The organism is Streptomyces sp. NPDC057543 (assembly GCF_042801895.1).
Classification (GTDB): Bacteria; Actinomycetota; Actinomycetes; order Streptomycetales; family Streptomycetaceae; genus Streptomyces.
This window is the reverse complement of record NZ_JBHVFF010000187.1, coordinates 1-16,949: the sequence shown is the minus strand read 5'-3', so window position 1 is coordinate 16,949 and position 16,949 is coordinate 1. Positions and strand designations below refer to the sequence as shown.

The window sequence follows — 16,949 nt, the reverse complement described above, 5'->3', positions numbered from 1 at the left end:
GGCCGGAGGCTCCCTCGCGTGTGCGGGGTCTCTCAGACCGCGACCTGCCGGTACTTGCGCACCGCCAGTGTGCGGAAGACCACCAGGATCAGCAGCGACCAGAGCAGCGACGCCCAGACCGGGTGCACCATCGGCCAGGCGTCCGACGGCGACACGCCGGGGTTGCCGAAGAGCACCCGGCAGGCCTGGACGGTGGCGCTGAACGGGTTCCATTCGGCGATCGGCTGGAGCCAGTTCGCCATGTTCTCGGTGGGCACGAAGGCGTTCGAGATGAACGTCACCGGGAAGAGCCAGATCAGCCCGCCGGAGGTGGCCGCCTCGGGGGTGCGGACCGTGAGGCCGATCAGGGCCCCGATCCAGGAGAAGGCGTACCCGAGCAGGAGCAGCAGCGCGAAGCCACCGAGCACCTTGCCGATGTTCTCGTGGGAACGCCAGCCGACCAGCAGGGCGACGACGGCGAGGACCAGCAGGGTCAGCGTCGTCTGGACGAGGTCCGCGAGCGTACGGCCGGTGAGGACCGCGCCGCGTGCCATGGGCAGCGAGCGGAACCGGTCGATGAGTCCCTTGTGCATGTCGTCCGCGATGCCCGCACCGGCACCGGCGGTGGCGAAGGTGACGGTCTGCGCGAAGATGCCCGCCATCAGGAAGTTCCGGTAGTCGGCAGGGCTCGTGGAGCCACCGATCATCATCGAGCCGCCGAAGACGTAGCTGAACAGCACGACGAACATGATCGGCTGGATCAGCCCGAAAATGATCATCTCGGGTATCCGTGCCATGCGGATCAGGTTCCGGCGGGCGATGACGAGCGAGTCGCGTACCGACTGCCCGATCCTGCTGCCCGCCCGTGGGACGGCAGGGGTCACGGTGGTTCCGGTGGTTCCGGTGACGGCGCTCACTCTGCCGCCTCCGTACCGGCCAGGGCGGCCTTGCCGGTCGTGCCCGTCCCGTTCTCGTTCCCGTTCCCGCCGTTGGTCTCCGCCTCGGCGGCGTGTCCGGTGAGGGAGAGGAAGACGTCGTCGAGGGTGGGGCGGCGCAGTCCGATGTCGTCGATCTCCACGCCGCGGGCGTCGAGATCGCGGATGACCTCGGCCAGCAGCTTGGCTCCGCCGGAGACCGGGACGGTCAGCTTGCGCATGTGCTCGACGACGGTGACCTCGCCCTTGCCGAGGTGGGCGAGGACGGCGCGGGCCGAGTCGATCTGATCGCGCTGGTGCACCACGACCTCGACCCGCTCGCCGCCGGTACGGGCCTTGAGCTGGTCGGAGGTGCCGCGGGCGATGACCAGGCCGTGGTCGATCACACAGATCTCGTGGGCGAGATGGTCGGCCTCCTCCAGGTACTGCGTGGTCAGCAGCAGCGTCGTACCGCCCGCGACGAGATCCTCGATGACCTCCCAGAGCTGCTGCCGGTTGCGCGGGTCGAGGCCGGTGGTCGGCTCGTCCATGAACATGACCGGCGGGGAGACGACCAGCGCCGCCGCCAGGTCGAGGCGACGGCGCATGCCTCCGGAGTACGTCTTGGCCGTACGGTCGGCCGCGTCGGCGAGGTTGAACCGCTCCAGCAGCTCCCCCGCCCTGGCCTTCGCGTCCCGCGCACTCATCTGGTAGAGCTGACCGACCATCTGGAGGTTCTCGCGGCCGGTCAGATACTCGTCGACGGCGGCGAACTGGCCGGAGAGGCCGATCGAGCGGCGTACCTCATTGGGATTCTTCAGTACGTCGATGCCCGCCACGACGGCCCTGCCGCTGTCGGGCCTGAGCAGAGTCGTGAGGACGCGCACGGCTGTCGTCTTGCCTGCGCCGTTGGGGCCGAGAAGTCCGAGGACGGTGCCTTCCGGCACATCGAGATCGACACCGCCGAGTGCTCTTACGTCGCCGAAGGTCTTCACCAGACCTTCGGCATGGATGGCGCCTGGCATACGGGATTCCCCCAGTGCGTTCGGGTGACTTCCTCAACAGATCCTAGGTTTGACGGTCTTTCCGCGCCCGGAGAACACATCCGGCGAACACGCACGCGGCTACCGGGCGGCGCGCCAGCACCGTAACGCGATACATCGCGACACACAAGGGGTCAGCTCATCACGAGGTAGCCCGCATCACGCAGCGCCGCGGAGACCTCCTCGCAGTGCTCCGGGCCCTTCGTCTCCAGCTGCAGCTCCACCTCGACCTCGGTGAGCCCGAGCCGGGGGTCGGTCCGCACATGGCCGATGTCGAGCACATTGGCGTCGACGACCGAGAGCACGGCCAGCAGCGTGGCCAGCGCGCCGGGGCGGTCGGTCAGCCGCAGCCGCAGGCTCAGATAGCGGCCGGCCGCGACCATACCGTGCGTCAGGATGCGCTGCATCAGCAACGGGTCCACGTTGCCGCCCGACAGCAGCGCGACCACCGGCCCGCGCAGCGACTTCGGATCGCTCAGCAACGCCGCGACCGGGCTCACGCCGGCCGGTTCCACCACCAGCTTCGCCCGCTCCAGACAGAGCAGCAGCGCACTGGACAGCTCGTCCTCGGAGACCGTACGGACCTCGTCCACCAGCTCCTTCACCAGGCCGAACGGCACATCACCGGGGCGACCCACCTTGATGCCGTCCGCCATCGTGTTCAGCGAGCCGATCGACACCGGATGCCCAGCGGCCAGCGACGGCGGATAGCAGGCCGCGCCCGCCGCCTGCACGCCGACGATGCGCACATCGGGCCGGAGAGCCTTGACCGCCACGGCGATGCCCGCGGCGAGACCGCCGCCGCCGATCCCGACGACGATGGTGCGCACCTCGGGGCACTGTTCGAGGATCTCCAGGCCCACCGTGCCCTGTCCCGCGATGATGTCCGGGTGGTCGAAGGGGTGGATGAAGACCGCACCGGTCTCCTGCGCGTACTCCTCGGCGGCGGCCAGCGTCTCGTCGACGACATGGCCGTGCAGCCGGACCTGCGCCCCGTACTGGCGGGTGGCGGCCACCTTCGGCAGCGGCGCCCCGACCGGCATGAAGACCGTCGACCGTACGCCGAGCAGCGCAGACGCGAGTGCGACACCCTGCGCATGGTTTCCGGCGCTCGCGGCCACGACTCCGGCCGCCCGTTCCACCGGGGACAGCCCGGCGATCCGTACGTATGCACCACGCAGTTTGAACGAACCGGTCCGCTGCAGGTTCTCGCACTTGAAGTGGACCGGCGCGCCGACAAGCTCCGTCAGGTGGCGGCTGCCCTCCATGGCGGTCACCCTGGCCACACCGGACAGCATCTTCTGCGCCCCGAGGATGTCATCGAGAATCAGCGGGGGAAAAGAGCCGGTCGCCGAGAAGTTCATACCGCAAGTCTTGCAGCTCGGCGGGGTGCCGAACGCCTCGCACGATCCCGGCCCGCCCCGTTGTCCGCAGGTTTGTGCAGCGCTGGTACGCGTTGCACCGAGGCCGCGTACTCTGTCCCCCACCCATCCGACACCGCACGAAGAGAGCCCCCGGCCATGCCCCCTCAGGACATGACGACAGCTGCGTCTCCTTCCGGGGGCGCCACCCCCGAATCCACGGGTTCCGACCACGTCCTCGATGCGCTGCAGCACCAGGTCGCGGTATTCGCCCGCCGTGCCGAGCAGACCCGCCTCGGCGGTGTCGGCCAGGTGCGCAATTCCATGGACCGTGCCGCCTACCTGCTGCTCAACCGGCTGGACCGGGAAGGCCCGATGGGCGTCAAGGCGCTGGCCGCGGGCATGGGAATCGACTCCTCGACCGTGACCCGGCAGGTCGCGCCGCTCGTCGACACCGGCCTGGTCAAGCGCACCTCGCACCCGGAGGACGGCCGGGCCGTCGTGCTCCAGCTGTCGCCGCGCGGCCAGGCACGGCTGGAGGAGGTCCGCGCTTCCCGCCGCGAACTCATGACGCAGGTGACGGACGACTGGACACCCGAGCAGCGCGAGACGTTCTGCACGCTGCTCACCCGGTTCAACACGGCACTGGCCGCCCGGCAGACCTCGCACAACGCTCCCCGGACCGGATGAACGGGACAGCGGAAGCCGGCCACGCCCGGAGCCGCTGAACGGGCTGCCGCGCGCACGCCTCTTGACCAGGCGCCCCCGCAAAGGCTCGGATGAGGACCGTGCGAGAGCGCCAGGCGGGCCGGGAGCGGCGCCGCGCCCAGGAGTTCGAGGCCTTCGTGGCGGGCGCGGCCGGCCGACTGCTGCACACGGCCACGCTGCTCACCGCCGAACCCCTGCGGCCGCCCGGGGCGAACCCCCGGGCCCAGCGGATGCTCACGGCCGCACTGGCACGCACCTACGCGCAATGGGAACGGCTGCGCGGCGAGGACCCGTACGACCGCACCCGGCGGGAGCTGGCTGTCCGGTTCGCCCACGAGGTCTGGCGGCACCACCGGCCGCGCGGCGGTCCGCTGGACCGGCTGACGCCGCAGGAACGCCTGATCCTCGTGCTCCGGCTGCACGAAGGAGTCGCGGAGGAGCAGGCCGCGGCGCTGCTGGGGCTTCCGGTGGACCGGGTCCGGGCGATCTGCAACCGCTCGGTGGCCACGATGCGCGGCACCCGCCGCCCCACGGCGCGGCGCGGGTGGCATCGGCCCATGGAGGCCGCGCCGTGAGCCGCGGCGGGGAGGACGAGGTCCGGCACATGCTGGACGGTCCGCACCCGCAGGTCCCCGGCGATCTCGCACAGCGGGCGGCCGAACGCGGCGCCCGCCTGCTGCGCCGACGGCGCTTCGCCCACCGGCTGATGCTGCTGCTGGCATGCGCCGCGGTGGTCGCGTTCGCGGTGTGGGCGGTGACGGCCCAGCCGTGGCAGGTGCCGCCCGCCGAGACGACGCCGCCACTGGACGGCTGGTGAGGGCAGGTCCCCGGCGACCCGCCGAACTATCCTGGAACGGGACGCCATGGGAACCGGCCGAGGAGCCTGTGATGACCAGGAAAGTCGCCGACTGCCGCAAGTATCCGAGCGTCACGAACTGCTCACTCACCATCTCGGGCGAGGAAGAGGAAGTCGTACGGGCCGCGGCGGAACACGCGGTCTCCGTCCACGAGCACACCGACAGCCCGGAACTGCGCGAACAGATCCGGGCATCGCTGGACGACGAGAACACCTGAGCCCGGACCCGGCCTGGTGCCGCGCGAACGGGGGCCGGGCATCGCTGGAGCGGAACTGCGCGAACAGATCCGGGCATCACTGGACGACGAGAACACCTGAGCCCGAGTCCGTGCCCGGCCTGGTGCCGCCCGAACGGGGGCCGGGCATCGCTGGACGCAGCGCCGGACGACGGGCGGGCCGGGCCTGACGGTGGCGCGCGGCCCCGATCCGCCGGACAGTCCCTATCCGAGCGCCTGCGTCAGATCCGCGATCAGGTCGTCGACGGACTCGATGCCGACGGAGAGCCGGACGAGGTCGGCCGGCACCTCCAGCGGGGACCCCGCCGCCGAGGCATGCGTCATGCGGCCCGGATGCTCAACAAGCGACTCGACGCCACCCAGCGACTCACCGAGGGTGAACAGCTTCGCCCGGTTGCAGACGTGGACCGCCGCCTCCTCTCCGCCCACGACCCGGAAGGACACCATGCCGCCGAAGGCCTTCATCTGCTTGGCGGCGATCTCGTGGCCCGGGTGCTCGGGCAGCCCCGGGTAGAGGACCTGGGTGACCTTGGGGTGCCGGGTCAGCAGATCGGCGATCTTGGTCGCGTTCTCGCTGTGCCGGTCCATACGGACCGCGAGGGTCTTGATGCCGCGCAGCACCAGCCAGGCGTCGAACGGTCCGGCGACCGCACCCATCGCGTTCTGGTGGTACGCCAACTCCTCGGCCAGTTCCGGATCGTTGACGATCAGCGCGCCGCCGACGACGTCCGAGTGGCCGCCCATGTACTTGGTGGTGGAGTGCACCACCACATCGGCCCCCAGGGCAAGGGGCTGCTGGAGGTAGGGGCTGGCGAAGGTGTTGTCGACGACCAGTCGCACACCCGCCGCACGGGCCACTCCGGCGATCGCGGCGATGTCGGTGATGCCGAGCAGCGGGTTGGACGGGGTCTCCACCCAGATCGCCTTGGTGCGCGGGGTGATCGCCGCCCGTACCGACGCCACGTCCGAGGTGTCGGCTACGGAGAAGTCCACACCCCACCGCGAGACGACCTTCGCGAACAGCCGGAACGTGCCGCCGTAGGCGTCGTTCGGGATGACCACGTGGTCGCCGGGGGTGAGCAGCGTACGGAGCAGGCAGTCCTCGGCGGCGAGTCCGGAGGCGAAGGCCAGCCCGCGACGGCCGCCCTCCAGGGCCGCGAGATTGTCCTCCAGGGCGGTACGGGTCGGGTTGGCGCTGCGGCTGTACTCGTAGCCGCCGCGCAGTCCGCCCACACCGTCCTGCTTGTAGGTGGACACCTGATAAATGGGCGGAACAACGGCGCCGGTGAGGGGATCGGCGGTGTTTCCCGCGTGGATCGCGAGAGTCTCGAAGCTGTGCTGGTCGCTCATGGGGCCCGAGCGTAGTTCGTCGCGAGGGCGCCCACCGGGCTACCGGGCCGTCCGGTGACAATGGGGGCATGGAGATTCTCTGGTTCCTGATCGCGCTGTGCATGCTCGCCGCGGTCATCGGCCCCTTCGTGCTGCGCCGCCGCGGCGGTATCCGCCAGGTCCTGCCCGGTTCGCCGGACGCCGCCGACCCGGACACGTACGGCTTCGCCCGCCAGGAGGAGCTGGACATCCGGCTGCCGGGCCCGGACCAGGATCTCCTCGACGTGCTCGACGTCGTGCAGCGCTCCCAGGACTGGCGGGCGGCCTCGCAGTTGCTGGCCGGTACGCCCAAGGAGGGCGAGGTGCGATGGCAGCGGGTGCAGGCGTTCGCCGGTGCCGCCTCGCTGGAACTGGCGCAGCAGCCCGGTGTCGGCGGTGCGTGGCTGCGCACGTGGCGGGCCGAGGCGCCGAAGGACGCGGGCGGCGCGGCGGTGCACGCCGAGTTCCTGGTGCAGCAGGCGTGGCGCTCGTCGACCGCGGGGACGGACGACTTCCGGATCATCCTGGAGGAGGCCCGCACGGTCTGCGGCGAGGCGGCACTGCTGGCGCCCGGCGACCCGGTCCCGTACATCGTCGAACTGGCCGTCTCCCGCGGACTCGGCTACTCCCACGAGGAGTTCGACCGGCTCTGGGCGAAGGTGATCGACCGGGCCCCGGCCCACATGGGCGCGCACATCGCCGCGCTGCACTACTGGTGCGAGAAGTGGCACGGCTCCCGCGAGGCGGCCGACCGCTTCGCCACCACGGCCGCCGCCCGCGCCCCGCAGGGCTCCCTGCTGGCCGCGCTGCCGCTCTTCGCGGTGTACGAGCATCTGCCCGAGGTCAATCTCGTGCAGGGCTTCTACCGCAGCGCGGTGGTGACGAAGGCGGTCGAGGGCGCTCTGTTCGCGGTGCACGCGGCCCGTGCGGACGACCCGATGCTCGCCCACGTCCGGCATCTGCTGGTCCTCTTCCTCGTCCGGATGGAGCGCTGGTCGGAGGCGATGAACCAGTTCGTCCACATCGACGGCCACGTGGGCGCCCTGCCATGGACCCAGAGCCCCGACCCGGCCGCCGAATACACGGTCTACCGGGCCCTCGCCGTCGCCGGCTACGAGGCGAACGGCGGCAGCCCGGCGACACTGCCGCGGTAGCCGTGCGACCCGGCGCCCGGCACCCGTTCCCCGAGTGACGACCGGGGGCAGCGCGGCCCCGGTCACCAGCTGCCCCCGTTAACGCGTTGCCGCGCCCGTCCGCGAGGCGACATACTCCGATTCGCCACGCGCACCACCACCGCCGTCCCCTTCCCGTGGGGGAATCCTCCCGATGGACCCAACTCTGCGTGCCGTCCGCGCCGTTGTTCTGTTCGCCGGCTTCTACCTGCTGGGCATCCTCCTGCTCGCCGCACTCTGCGTCCTCGACTGGGCCGCGTTCCGCTGGACGTGGATTCCCATCGCCGTGATGGTTCTCGCGCGCACCTCCCCGCTGGCGCTCCCGATCGTGCGAGGCATGTTCGTGCTACGCATACCGAAGAACGACGATGTGCACGGACTGCACGTCGACGACACCCGGGAACCCCGGCTCTGGGCCACGGTCCGCGACCTTGCCGACCGGGTCGGCACCCGCGCACCCGACGAGATCGTGCTCACCGACCAGGTGAACGCCTCAGCCGTCGAGGACACCAGGTTCCTCGGCCTGGTCGCCGGCCGGCGCAGGCTCCACGTCGGACTGCCGCTGATGACCGGAATGTCCGAGGCCCAGCTGCGTTCCGTGCTCGCGCACGAGCTGGGCCACTTCGCCAACTCCGACACCCGCCTCACCGCGATCAACACGCGCGGCCGGATCCAGACCACCCGCACCATCACCCACTTCCAGGAGTGGGTGGGCAAGGCCGTCGCCACGGAGCGGGCACGCCAGAAGAAGAAGGCCGCCAAGGCGCTCGCCAAGGGCAAGGAGGCCAAGAAGATCGACCCGAGCGACGCCGGTACCTCGCTCCGTACGATGGCGGCGCTGTACCGGCGGTACGAGACCTTCTCCAGGCGCGTCACGCTGTCCGACACCCGCTGCGCGGAGTTCGCGGCCGACGACGTCGCGGTGCGGATCGCAGGCCGTGACGTAACCGCGTCCGCACTGCGCGAAACCTTGGTCCTCCTCGACATGCACGAGGACTACATGGACACCTACGCCACGCTCGGTGTGGGGGCCGGGATGCTGCCCCCGCCCGGCCAGGTCCTCGGCGGTCTACGGCATGTGCTGGCCGCGCGCGGCGACGAGCTGGACGAGTACCGCGACTCCCTGTTGTACGAAGTGGACCCATACGCGGATCCGCAGATCATGGAACGCATCACCCGGATCGAGGAGCTGCCGGACGACGAACGCGCGTCGGAGACCGTGGAACCGGCCCTGGGCCTGCTCGTCGACACCGAGCGCACGCTGGCCGCTGTCGAGGAGCAGGTGCTGACACCGGAGATGCTGCGGCTGCGCCGGGTCGACTGGCCGGACCTGGTGCACGAGTCGATGACGACGTACGGGAAGCGGTCGACGCAGAAGTTGAGGACGGCGGTCGCCGAAGTGACCGGCACCGACGGCTCGGTGACCGACGCGCTCGACGCGCTCGACGCGGGCGCACAGTGGCAGATCGCCGACCGCCTCCCCAAATCCGACGAGGCCCGAGCGGCGACCGGACGCGCGGCCCGCGAGTTCGCCAGGCCCAAGCTGCGCGACCAGCTGAGGCAACTGGTCAAGAGCGAGTACGTGCGGCAGGGACGGGCCCACTGGCGACTGTCCTGGATCGACAACGGCACGTCACTGGAGCTGCCGCAGGGCCACGAGGAGATGCTCCCGGCGGCGCTGGACGCGGCGGTGGCGGATGTCCCGGACACGAAGCCGCTGCGCGAACTGCTCACCCCCTGACCGCCGTACCCGCTTCCGAACCGGACCGGAACCTTCCATGACCCCCCTGCTGCTCCTGTCGGCCGCCGCTCTGTGCGGGTACCTCTGGACGAAGGCCCGGAAGAAGCCGCCGCAGACCGCAAAGAGCACTCCCGGCCCGGCAGAGGCCGCCGCGGCACTCGGCCTGGTACCGGCCGACAAGCTCAACACCGCGGAGGCATGCTCCCCCGACCCGCACGACGGGGAGATACGCGCCGCCGTCCGCTCCGGCGACTGGAAGGCGGGCGCCGCCTTCCTCGACGAAGCGGGCCGCCACTGGCACGAGCGCTACCGGCGCGCCGCCGTCCTCCAGGACGAGGCCGCGGCCGACGACGCCTGGCTGCTGGCCTGGCGCGCCGCGCGGCCGAAGGACGCGGGTGCGGCCCTCGTGCACGCCGGTGCGTTGACCGGCGTGGCCGCGCAGGTCCACGGTACGAACCCGACGCAGCACCCCACGTGGGAGCAGTCCTCCGTCTTCCACCAGGTGATGGTCAGGGCCCGCGAGGCATGCCACGAGGCCCAGGCGCTGGCGGGCGACGACCCGTGTCCGTACATCGCCGAGATCCCCTGCGCCCTGGGCCTCGGCTACGAACCCGACGAGTGCCGTGCCCTGTGGGCGGAGGTCGTCGAGCGCGACGCGCCCCACCTCGCGGCCCACGACGCGGTGCTCCGGTACTGGTGCCACACATGGCGCCGCTCGCACGAGCCGGCCGAGTGTTTCGCACGCGAGGCGGCGCGGCTGGGCGCCCCCGGCCGACTGCTCTCGCTGCTCCCGCTGTACGCCGCGTTCAAGCAGGAGCGGAGCAGCTCGAAAACGGACCGGGACGTGTACTACAAGAGCCCGGAGCTGATCGCCGCGGTCGACGCCTGCCTGATCGACGTGGCAGCCGCCGCGGCGGCCGACCCCGCAGACCGGCGGATCCTCCGGGCCCGCCACATGCTCGCCTGGACGCTGTACTGGCAGGACCGGTACGAGGCGGCGGTGGAGCAGTTCCGGGCGATCGACGGCCATTTCGACGCCGACGCCCCGTGGTCGTACTTCAGGGATCCGAAGAAGTTCTACGTCCACTGCCGCGACTACAGCGCCCTGCAGGTCGTGGAGGCGAACGGCGACTGACCGTCACGCACGCGGTACGGGCGCCGGAATCTCCGGCCCCCGCACCGCGTTGTACGGACCGTAAACCCAGTCCCCGGAGGAGCCCACGCATGTTCCTGCACCGCCGTACCCCCCAGCTCCCCACCCCCGAGGAGGCCCTGAAGGGCCGCCCCACCCCCGAATTCACCGTCCCGTCCCGCCACACGGTCCTGGGCAACCCGCTGCTGGGCCCGTACCCGGAGGGCCTGGAGGTTGCGGACTTCGCGCTGGGCTGCTTCTGGGGCGCCGAGCGCAAGTTCTGGCAGACGGACGGCGTCTGGACGACGCTCGTCGGCTACCAGGGCGGCTACACGGAGAACCCCGCGTACGAAGAGGTCTGCTCGGGCCTGACCGGCCACACGGAAGCGGTCCGGGTCGTCTTCGACCCGAAGACCGTCTCGTACGCCGATTTGCTGAAGCTGTTCTGGGAGTCCCACGACCCGACCCAGGGCTTCCGCCAGGGCAATGACGTCGGCACGCAGTACCGCTCGGCGATCTACACCCACTCCCCCGAGCAGGCGGCAGCGGTGGCGGCCTCCCGCGAGGCGTACCAGAGGGTCCTCACGGACTCCGGCTTCGGTGAGATCACCACGGAGATCCTCTCGGCGGAGGGCCGCACGTTCTGGCCGGCCGAGGCATACCACCAGCAGTACCTGGACAAGAACCCGGCGGGCTACTGCGGGATCGGCGGGACAGGTGTCTCGTGCCCGATCGGGGTGGCACCGGCCGACGGCGAATGAGCCCCGGCCTTTCGTCGGTGCTCCCCTGGTGACGAGTAGTGTGCCGATCCGGTGACAACCACCGGCCCTGTGCCACAGCGAGGGTGTGTACCCACCGTGGTGGGTTGGCGTGAGCGTGCGGATGGAATTCCGCGCACAGGGCTGCCCCTTGTGGCCGGTGGCGGGTGTGCTGATCGTGCGCACCGTCGGACCTTCGGTGAGTGGCCCCGGAGGGTGGTCCGGGGCCACAACCGGCAGCGGGATGCCTCCCGGTGGTGAGGCTCCAGGGCGCGCCGGTCGCGTACCCTGCCGACTCGTTCAGGCACCGGACTGCTCAGACGCGGGGAGTTTCCTCCGCCTCGTCGTCGGCCGCGGACCCGTCGGCGGGTGCCGGGGCGTCGCGGTCCTGGACGCGGCGGCGGTACTCCCACAGCAGGACCGAAACGGCCATCACGCCGAGTGCGATGGCGAGTTCCTTGTAGCCGCCGTATCCGGTGATCGCGAAGCCGGTGGCGCCGACGACCAGGATGACGCCCAGCAGCGCGGTCAGGACCCAGGCCAGCGGCACGAAGAAGTTCGGGAGCCGGATCGGACGTGCCAGATCGGGCCGGTCCCGGCGGAGCAGGGCGAAACCGGAGATCGCCAGGATGTGGGTGAGGACGTAGCCCAGGTTGCCGGTGACGATGATCGCCAGCGGGGTCTTGAGCACCACCAGCACGACCACGTTGAGTATCAGGGCGACGGTGAGCGCGCGAGCCGGTACGCCGCGCCGGTTGAGCACGCCGACCTGACGGACCGTGACGCCCTGCCGCCCCATGTCGTACAACACCCGTGAGCCGTCGGCCAGCCCGGTGATCATGATGAGCAGCAGCGACGCGATCAGGAAGACGATCATCAGGTCGGCGGCCCCGCCGACCAGGTTGTGGAAGGCCCCGACGTAGAACGCGGTCGGGTCGTCGCCGATCGCCTTCTCCCCGACGTATCCGGAGAGCGCCAGCGGCAGCAGGATGAAGATGCCGAGGCAGAACAGCACGCCCGCGCGCAACGCCCGGGAAGTGTCCCGCACGGTCTCCTTGTACTCGGGGGCGAAGGTCGCGCACACCTCGACGCCGAACGAGGTCCAGGCCATGATGTACAGCCACACCAGGGCCTCGCGGAGTCCGCTCATGCCGTGCAGGTTCCAGTGCAGCCCGGCCGTGCTCCAGTCGCCGGAGATGAACGGTCCCACGATGAAGACGGCGAGCGGGATCAGCAGCACCCCGCCGGTCACGTAGACCACCCACATCGCCGCGTGCAGGCCGTACATCGCCGCCCCGTACAGCAGCGCCATGACGACGAGACCCACCACGATCGGCAGGCTCAGCTCCGCCACCCCGAGGTCGAGCGTCCAGTTCTGGTCGGGGAACCACTGCGCCTGCACCAGGGAGCCGATGATTCCCGCGTACACCGAGAGCGCGGTGGTCCAGGGAAGCCAGTAGCCGATGCCGGCCAGGGCGCCGACGGCAGGGACCCGGCTGCGCCAGCCCTCGGTGGCGTAGTGCGCGATACCGCCCGACGACTCGGGGAACATCGCGGCCATCTCGGTGTAGATCCAGTTGGTGGCGGTGGCCAGCACCATCGACACCGTCCACAGGGCGATCGCGCCCCACGCGCCGAGCCCTCCGATGGAGGCCCCCAGCGATGCGATCAGCGCCGCCGGCATGGTCAACGACATCGCGAACCCGTCGTACCAGCGCATCTTCTTGGGAAGGGCAGGTTGCTCGGACATGGGTGTCCCCTTCAGACGGAGAGCGGGGGCTTCAGGCGGAGAGCACGGGGCTTCGGACAGCGCGCGAGGAGCTTCGGACAGAGAGCATCGGACCGCAAGCAGAGGCAGAGCGCGTGGAGCGTCGGGCGAAGAGCGACAGCCTTTGAGCCACGCACCGTAGAGCTGACGATTTCGCCATGTCAATGGATTGAACCTGCTCATTCAGCAGTGGATCAGCCTTGAGATTGTTGATTCAGCCCCATTGACAGCCTTCGATTGCCCAACCGATGGTGAGGAGCGTCACTTCCCTCGCGCTCTCCCGGCGCCAGATCAGAAGGGCACCCATGTCTGCCGTGCATCCGTTCTTCATCAACGGCGGCTACGCCGACAGCACCGGTACCGAGACCTACGACGTCATCAGTCCGGCCACCGGCGCGCACATCGGTACGATCCCGCTCCCCACCGCCACGGACCTCGACGCCGCCGTCAAGGCCGCCAACGAGGCGCAGGCAGCCTGGGCGAAGGTCAACGTCTGGAAGCGGGCGGAGATCTGTCACCGCGTCGGCGACGCGCTGTCCGCCCGGGTGGAGGAGCTGGCCCGCCTGCAGACGCTGGAGCAGGGCAAGCCGCTCGCCGAGTCGGTCGCCGACGTCGAGGAGGCGGCGCAGCTGTTCCATCTGCACGCCGAGGACGCGGTGCGCCTGCACGGCGAGACGATGCCGTCCACCGACAACACCAAGCGGATGTGGACCTTCTACCGGCCCGTCGGCACCTGGGGCATCATCACCCCCTGGAACTTCCCGCTGCTGATGCTCGCCGAGTTCGTCGCCCCCGGTCTGGCCACCGGAAACGCGCACGTCGTCAAGCCGCCGTCGAACACCCCCCTTACCGTGCTGAAGGCCATGGAGGCGATGGTCGAGGCGGGGGTTCCCGCGGGCCTGGTCAACGTCCTGCCCGGCGAGGGCACGGCCGGGGACATGCTGGTGCGCCATCCCGGCATCGATGCCATCGGCTTCATCGGCTCCTCGGCGACCGGCGCGAAGATCGCGGCCGCCGCCGGCCTCAAGCGCTCCATCATGGAGTGCTCGGGCAACGGCCCGCTGGTGGTGCTCGCCGACGCCGACCTGGACGCGGCGGCCCGCGCCGCGGTGTACGGCGCGTACCTGTGTTCCGGGCAGGTGTGCTGTGCCACGGAGCGGGTGGTCGTCCACGCCGACGCGCACGACGACTTCGTGGCGGCCGTACTCCGTGCCGCCGAGGACGTCGTGCTCGGTGACCCGTTCGACGCGGCGACGAACCTCGGCCCGCTCAACAACGAGGGTGTCGCGGCCAAGATGGACCGGCACATGGCGGACGCGCGGGAGCACGGCGCACAGATCCTGCTCGGCGGGCAGCGCCGCGCCGGGCAGCCGACCGGCCTCTACTACGAGTTCACCGTGGTGGACGGCGTGCCCGAGGACAGCCTCCTCTCCCGCGAGGAGTCCTTCGGCCCGGTCGTCCCGATCATCACCGGCGGCTCCGACGACGAGTTGCTGCGAATCGCCAACGACGACAAGCTCGGTCTCCAGGGCGCGGTCTTCACCCGGAGCATGGCCGCCGCGTACCGGTTCGTCGAGGAGATGGCCGTCGGTCAGGTCGTGGTCAACGACAGCACGTGCTTCTGGGACATCAACATGCCGTTCGGCGGGGCGGGCAGCCGCGGCACCGGCTGGGGCCGCATCGGCGGCAAGCACACCCTGCTCGACATGTCCGACTTGCGTACGGGTGTCATGAGCGTCTGAACGGCCTGTGACAGGCGCGCCCGCAGGGGCTCCGTACCCTGAACCGACCGGACCCGGTGGCCGTTCCTGGATCAAGGGCGCGGCCACCGGTGCGGGCCGGTCCCCTGGACGCGACCTCCGGAGCAGCCGTATGTCCCCCGCGAGCCCGCTCGACGACATCGACCGGCGCATCATCGCCATCCTGCAGACGGACGGACGCCGCGCCTACAGTCTGATCGCCTCGGACGTGGGTATCCCGGCGTCCTCCGTCCGCTATCGGGTGCAGCGGCTGCAGGATGCGGGCATCCTGCAGATCGTCGGCATCGCCAACCCGCTGACCATCGGTTTCGACCGCATGGCGATGATCGGCATCCGGGTGCGGCCCGGCATGGCCCAGATGGTCTGCCGGGCGCTGCGGGAGCTCCCCGAGACCGCGTACGTGATCATGACTGCGGGGCGGTTCGACGTCATGGCCGAGGTGATCTGCCGGGACACCGACCACTTCACCGACCTGGTGACGCGGCGCCTCCACCTGATCGACGGGATCGTCACCACGGACTCCTTCTTCGTGCTGGAGGTGCACAAACTGGCGTACGGGTGGGGCGTCGGCGAGGTGGAGACCTCCGTCCTGGACGCTCCAGGGCCCCCCGATGACGCGGGCATCGACCAACGGGCCGACCGCTGACCGCGATTCCTCGGCGGACGACGGAACGAGCGGGCGGCGCGTCCGGCACATGCCGACCCGGCGTCCGGCGTCGTCGAGACGTCACCGAAGCAACGCCTTCGACGGACGGTGCGGCTGTCGATGTGGAGTGCATGAGTCACACCGGTCGGACGTGCCACGATGGTTTCCACCGCGCACGAAGAGGAGTTCCCCACCGATGACGAGCGAAGGCCACGGCATGTCCGCCGCCCCGGACGGGCGGATCTGGTTCATGGTCAATGAAGTCGCGGCGTTTCTCGTCGAGTTGGCGGCGCTGGGCGCGCTCGGCTGGTGGGGATTCGACACGGGGGACGGCACGGTCGCCCGGCTGCTGCTCGGGATCGGGGCGCCGGGCGCGGCGGTCGTGATCTGGTGGCTGTTCGCCGCCCCGCGCGCCCGTTTCCGGCCGCCTCTCGTGGGGGTTCTGCTAGTCAAGGCGGTGGTGCTCGGCGGTGGTGTGTACGCGGTCCACGCGGTGGGGCATCCGGTGACGGCGGTGATCTTCGGGGGCGTGGTGGTCGTGAACACGGGGCTGGCGGAGACCCTTCGGCGCCGCGCACCGCGCCGCGCAGTGCCGACTGCCTGACGGGACAGCGGCCCGTGGGCCCGCACCGGCTCCGGGCAGTGGTGGGTTCATGGTCGGCGCGGTGGCGTGATCGCGGACTGTAGGCCAACAGCTGTGTGGTGTGCCGCTGGGCGTATACAGCCATCGCGCGGGCGTGCCCGGTCAGCTGCAGGCCGGTCTTTTTTCTCGCAGTCACGCGCCGTCGGCGTGTCCGGGCCGGTCCACCCCGGCACCGCCTTCACGAGGGTTCATACTCGCGGTCGAGCGGGAGTTCCGGATCATACGCCTGAGGGATCGGTGCGGTCCGGGTGCGGGCCGCGGCGGCGCGGCATCAGCTGGCCGGCGGCGATCAGGAGGAGACCGGCGAACAAGAAGGCGTTTCCGCCGAAGAATCGGATCTCCCAGGAGACGTTCGGCAGGATCCGGAAGTAGAAGAGGCCCCCGAGCACCGGACACATGCCCGTCAGCAGGGCACCGAGGCCGTGGAGCCGCGGCCTGGTGACGTGGCGGCGCGCCGTGGGCAGGATCCATCCTGTTCGCAGCGTCACGAGCCCCAATGCGATCACCAGCAGACCCATGAGCCCGCCCGTTCCTACCACCCATGCCATGACGGACGCTCCATTCTCCGGTCGGGTGAGGTCCGGAACGCGCGTAACGCCCGCTCCGGAGATGCCCACATGGTCGCCGGACTCGGGGGTTCCGGCAATGCCGGACCCCGGCAGTCCCAGGTGCGTTTCCACTGCCGCCGCGATCGCTCGATGCCGGCGGGACGCGGATCCCGGGTGCGGTCCACGCAGTGGGGCAACCGGTGGCGGCGCTGATCTCCGGAGCCGTGGTGGTCGTGAACACGGGTCTGACGGAGACTCTCGGCGCCGCGCGCTGCCGGCCGCCTGACACCGCTTCGGCCCGGTCGCGTGACGCGAC

At 70.5% G+C, this 16,949-nt stretch carries 17 protein-coding genes; 11 read left to right on the top strand and 6 right to left on the bottom strand.

The window, feature by feature from the left end:
- Positions 1 to 32: 32 nt before the first annotated feature.
- The 3 genes from ACFU8Q_RS27110 to ilvA all read right to left on the bottom strand — a co-directional run bounded on the left by ACFU8Q_RS27110 (position 33) and on the right by ilvA (position 3,300).
- The gene (locus tag ACFU8Q_RS27110) at positions 33 to 863 is read right to left on the bottom strand and encodes an ABC transporter permease (protein ID WP_384458353.1); all 831 of its coding nucleotides are present in this window, start codon (positions 861 to 863) and stop codon (positions 33 to 35) included.
- Positions 864 to 892: 29 nt separating this feature from the next.
- Positions 893 to 1,918, bottom strand: a complete 1,026-nt coding sequence (locus ACFU8Q_RS27105; RefSeq protein ID WP_384458351.1) for an ATP-binding cassette domain-containing protein — start codon at positions 1,916 to 1,918, stop codon at positions 893 to 895.
- Positions 1,919 to 2,070: 152 nt separating this feature from the next.
- Positions 2,071 to 3,300: a threonine ammonia-lyase gene (gene ilvA / locus ACFU8Q_RS27100; protein ID WP_384458349.1), complete on the bottom strand. Its 1,230-nt coding sequence runs from the start codon at positions 3,298 to 3,300 to the stop codon at positions 2,071 to 2,073.
- A gap of 156 nt (positions 3,301 to 3,456) precedes the next feature.
- Between ilvA and ACFU8Q_RS27095 the strand changes: the two genes are divergently transcribed.
- The 4 genes from ACFU8Q_RS27095 (at position 3,457) to ACFU8Q_RS27080 (ending at position 5,079) form a co-directional block, all read left to right on the top strand.
- The gene (locus ACFU8Q_RS27095; RefSeq protein ID WP_384458347.1) at positions 3,457 to 3,987 is read left to right on the top strand and encodes a MarR family winged helix-turn-helix transcriptional regulator; all 531 of its coding nucleotides are present in this window, start codon (positions 3,457 to 3,459) and stop codon (positions 3,985 to 3,987) included.
- Between the two features lie 98 nt (positions 3,988 to 4,085).
- The gene (locus ACFU8Q_RS27090; protein ID WP_384458345.1) at positions 4,086 to 4,580 is read left to right on the top strand and encodes a sigma factor-like helix-turn-helix DNA-binding protein; all 495 of its coding nucleotides are present in this window, start codon (positions 4,086 to 4,088) and stop codon (positions 4,578 to 4,580) included.
- Positions 4,577 to 4,822, top strand: coding sequence for a hypothetical protein (locus tag ACFU8Q_RS27085; RefSeq protein ID WP_384458343.1), 246 nt, complete (start codon positions 4,577 to 4,579; stop codon positions 4,820 to 4,822). Before ACFU8Q_RS27090 ends, ACFU8Q_RS27085 begins: the two co-directional genes overlap by 4 nt.
- A gap of 71 nt (positions 4,823 to 4,893) precedes the next feature.
- Positions 4,894 to 5,079 carry a DUF1059 domain-containing protein gene (locus ACFU8Q_RS27080; RefSeq protein ID WP_384458341.1) on the top strand — a complete coding sequence of 62 codons (186 nt, stop codon included), beginning with the start codon at positions 4,894 to 4,896 and terminating at the stop codon, positions 5,077 to 5,079.
- Between the two features lie 222 nt (positions 5,080 to 5,301).
- On the opposite strand, the gene ACFU8Q_RS27075 is transcribed toward ACFU8Q_RS27080, so the two are convergent.
- Positions 5,302 to 6,447 carry a cystathionine gamma-synthase gene (locus ACFU8Q_RS27075; protein WP_384458339.1) on the bottom strand — a complete coding sequence of 382 codons (1,146 nt, stop codon included), beginning with the start codon at positions 6,445 to 6,447 and terminating at the stop codon, positions 5,302 to 5,304.
- Between the two features lie 68 nt (positions 6,448 to 6,515).
- Between ACFU8Q_RS27075 and ACFU8Q_RS27070 the strand changes: the two genes are divergently transcribed.
- The 4 genes from ACFU8Q_RS27070 to msrA all read left to right on the top strand — a co-directional run bounded on the left by ACFU8Q_RS27070 (position 6,516) and on the right by msrA (position 11,271).
- Positions 6,516 to 7,619: a hypothetical protein gene (locus ACFU8Q_RS27070; RefSeq protein WP_384458337.1), complete on the top strand. Its 1,104-nt coding sequence runs from the start codon at positions 6,516 to 6,518 to the stop codon at positions 7,617 to 7,619.
- A 172-nt stretch (positions 7,620 to 7,791) separates the two neighbouring features.
- Positions 7,792 to 9,378 carry a M48 family metallopeptidase gene (locus tag ACFU8Q_RS27065; RefSeq protein WP_384458335.1) on the top strand — a complete coding sequence of 529 codons (1,587 nt, stop codon included), beginning with the start codon at positions 7,792 to 7,794 and terminating at the stop codon, positions 9,376 to 9,378.
- 37 nt (positions 9,379 to 9,415) lie between these two features.
- On the top strand, positions 9,416 to 10,513 hold the full coding sequence (locus ACFU8Q_RS27060; protein WP_384458333.1) for a hypothetical protein: 1,098 nt from the start codon (positions 9,416 to 9,418) through the stop codon (positions 10,511 to 10,513).
- 89 nt (positions 10,514 to 10,602) lie between these two features.
- A complete protein-coding gene (gene msrA, locus ACFU8Q_RS27055) occupies positions 10,603 to 11,271 on the top strand; it encodes a peptide-methionine (S)-S-oxide reductase MsrA (RefSeq protein ID WP_384458331.1) in 669 nt (222 codons plus the stop codon).
- A gap of 313 nt (positions 11,272 to 11,584) precedes the next feature.
- Here the strand turns inward: msrA and ACFU8Q_RS27050 are convergent, their stop codons facing one another.
- Complete coding sequence (locus ACFU8Q_RS27050; protein ID WP_384458329.1) at positions 11,585 to 13,018, bottom strand: APC family permease; 1,434 nt, start codon at positions 13,016 to 13,018, stop codon at positions 11,585 to 11,587.
- Positions 13,019 to 13,341: 323 nt separating this feature from the next.
- On the opposite strand from ACFU8Q_RS27050, the gene ACFU8Q_RS27045 reads away from it, so the two are divergent.
- The 3 genes from ACFU8Q_RS27045 (at position 13,342) to ACFU8Q_RS27035 (ending at position 16,046) form a co-directional block, all read left to right on the top strand.
- A complete protein-coding gene (locus tag ACFU8Q_RS27045; RefSeq protein WP_384458328.1) occupies positions 13,342 to 14,778 on the top strand; it encodes an aldehyde dehydrogenase family protein in 1,437 nt (478 codons plus the stop codon).
- Positions 14,779 to 14,908: 130 nt separating this feature from the next.
- Entirely contained in the window at positions 14,909 to 15,442 is a 534-nt protein-coding gene (locus ACFU8Q_RS27040) for an Lrp/AsnC family transcriptional regulator (RefSeq protein ID WP_384458326.1), read from the top strand.
- A 196-nt stretch (positions 15,443 to 15,638) separates the two neighbouring features.
- Positions 15,639 to 16,046, top strand: coding sequence for a YrdB family protein (locus ACFU8Q_RS27035; protein WP_384458324.1), 408 nt, complete (start codon positions 15,639 to 15,641; stop codon positions 16,044 to 16,046).
- Between the two features lie 257 nt (positions 16,047 to 16,303).
- Here ACFU8Q_RS27035 and ACFU8Q_RS27030 read toward each other — a convergent pair whose 3' ends face one another.
- The gene (locus tag ACFU8Q_RS27030; RefSeq protein WP_384458322.1) at positions 16,304 to 16,633 is read right to left on the bottom strand and encodes a hypothetical protein; all 330 of its coding nucleotides are present in this window, start codon (positions 16,631 to 16,633) and stop codon (positions 16,304 to 16,306) included.
- Positions 16,634 to 16,949 lie beyond the last annotated feature (316 nt).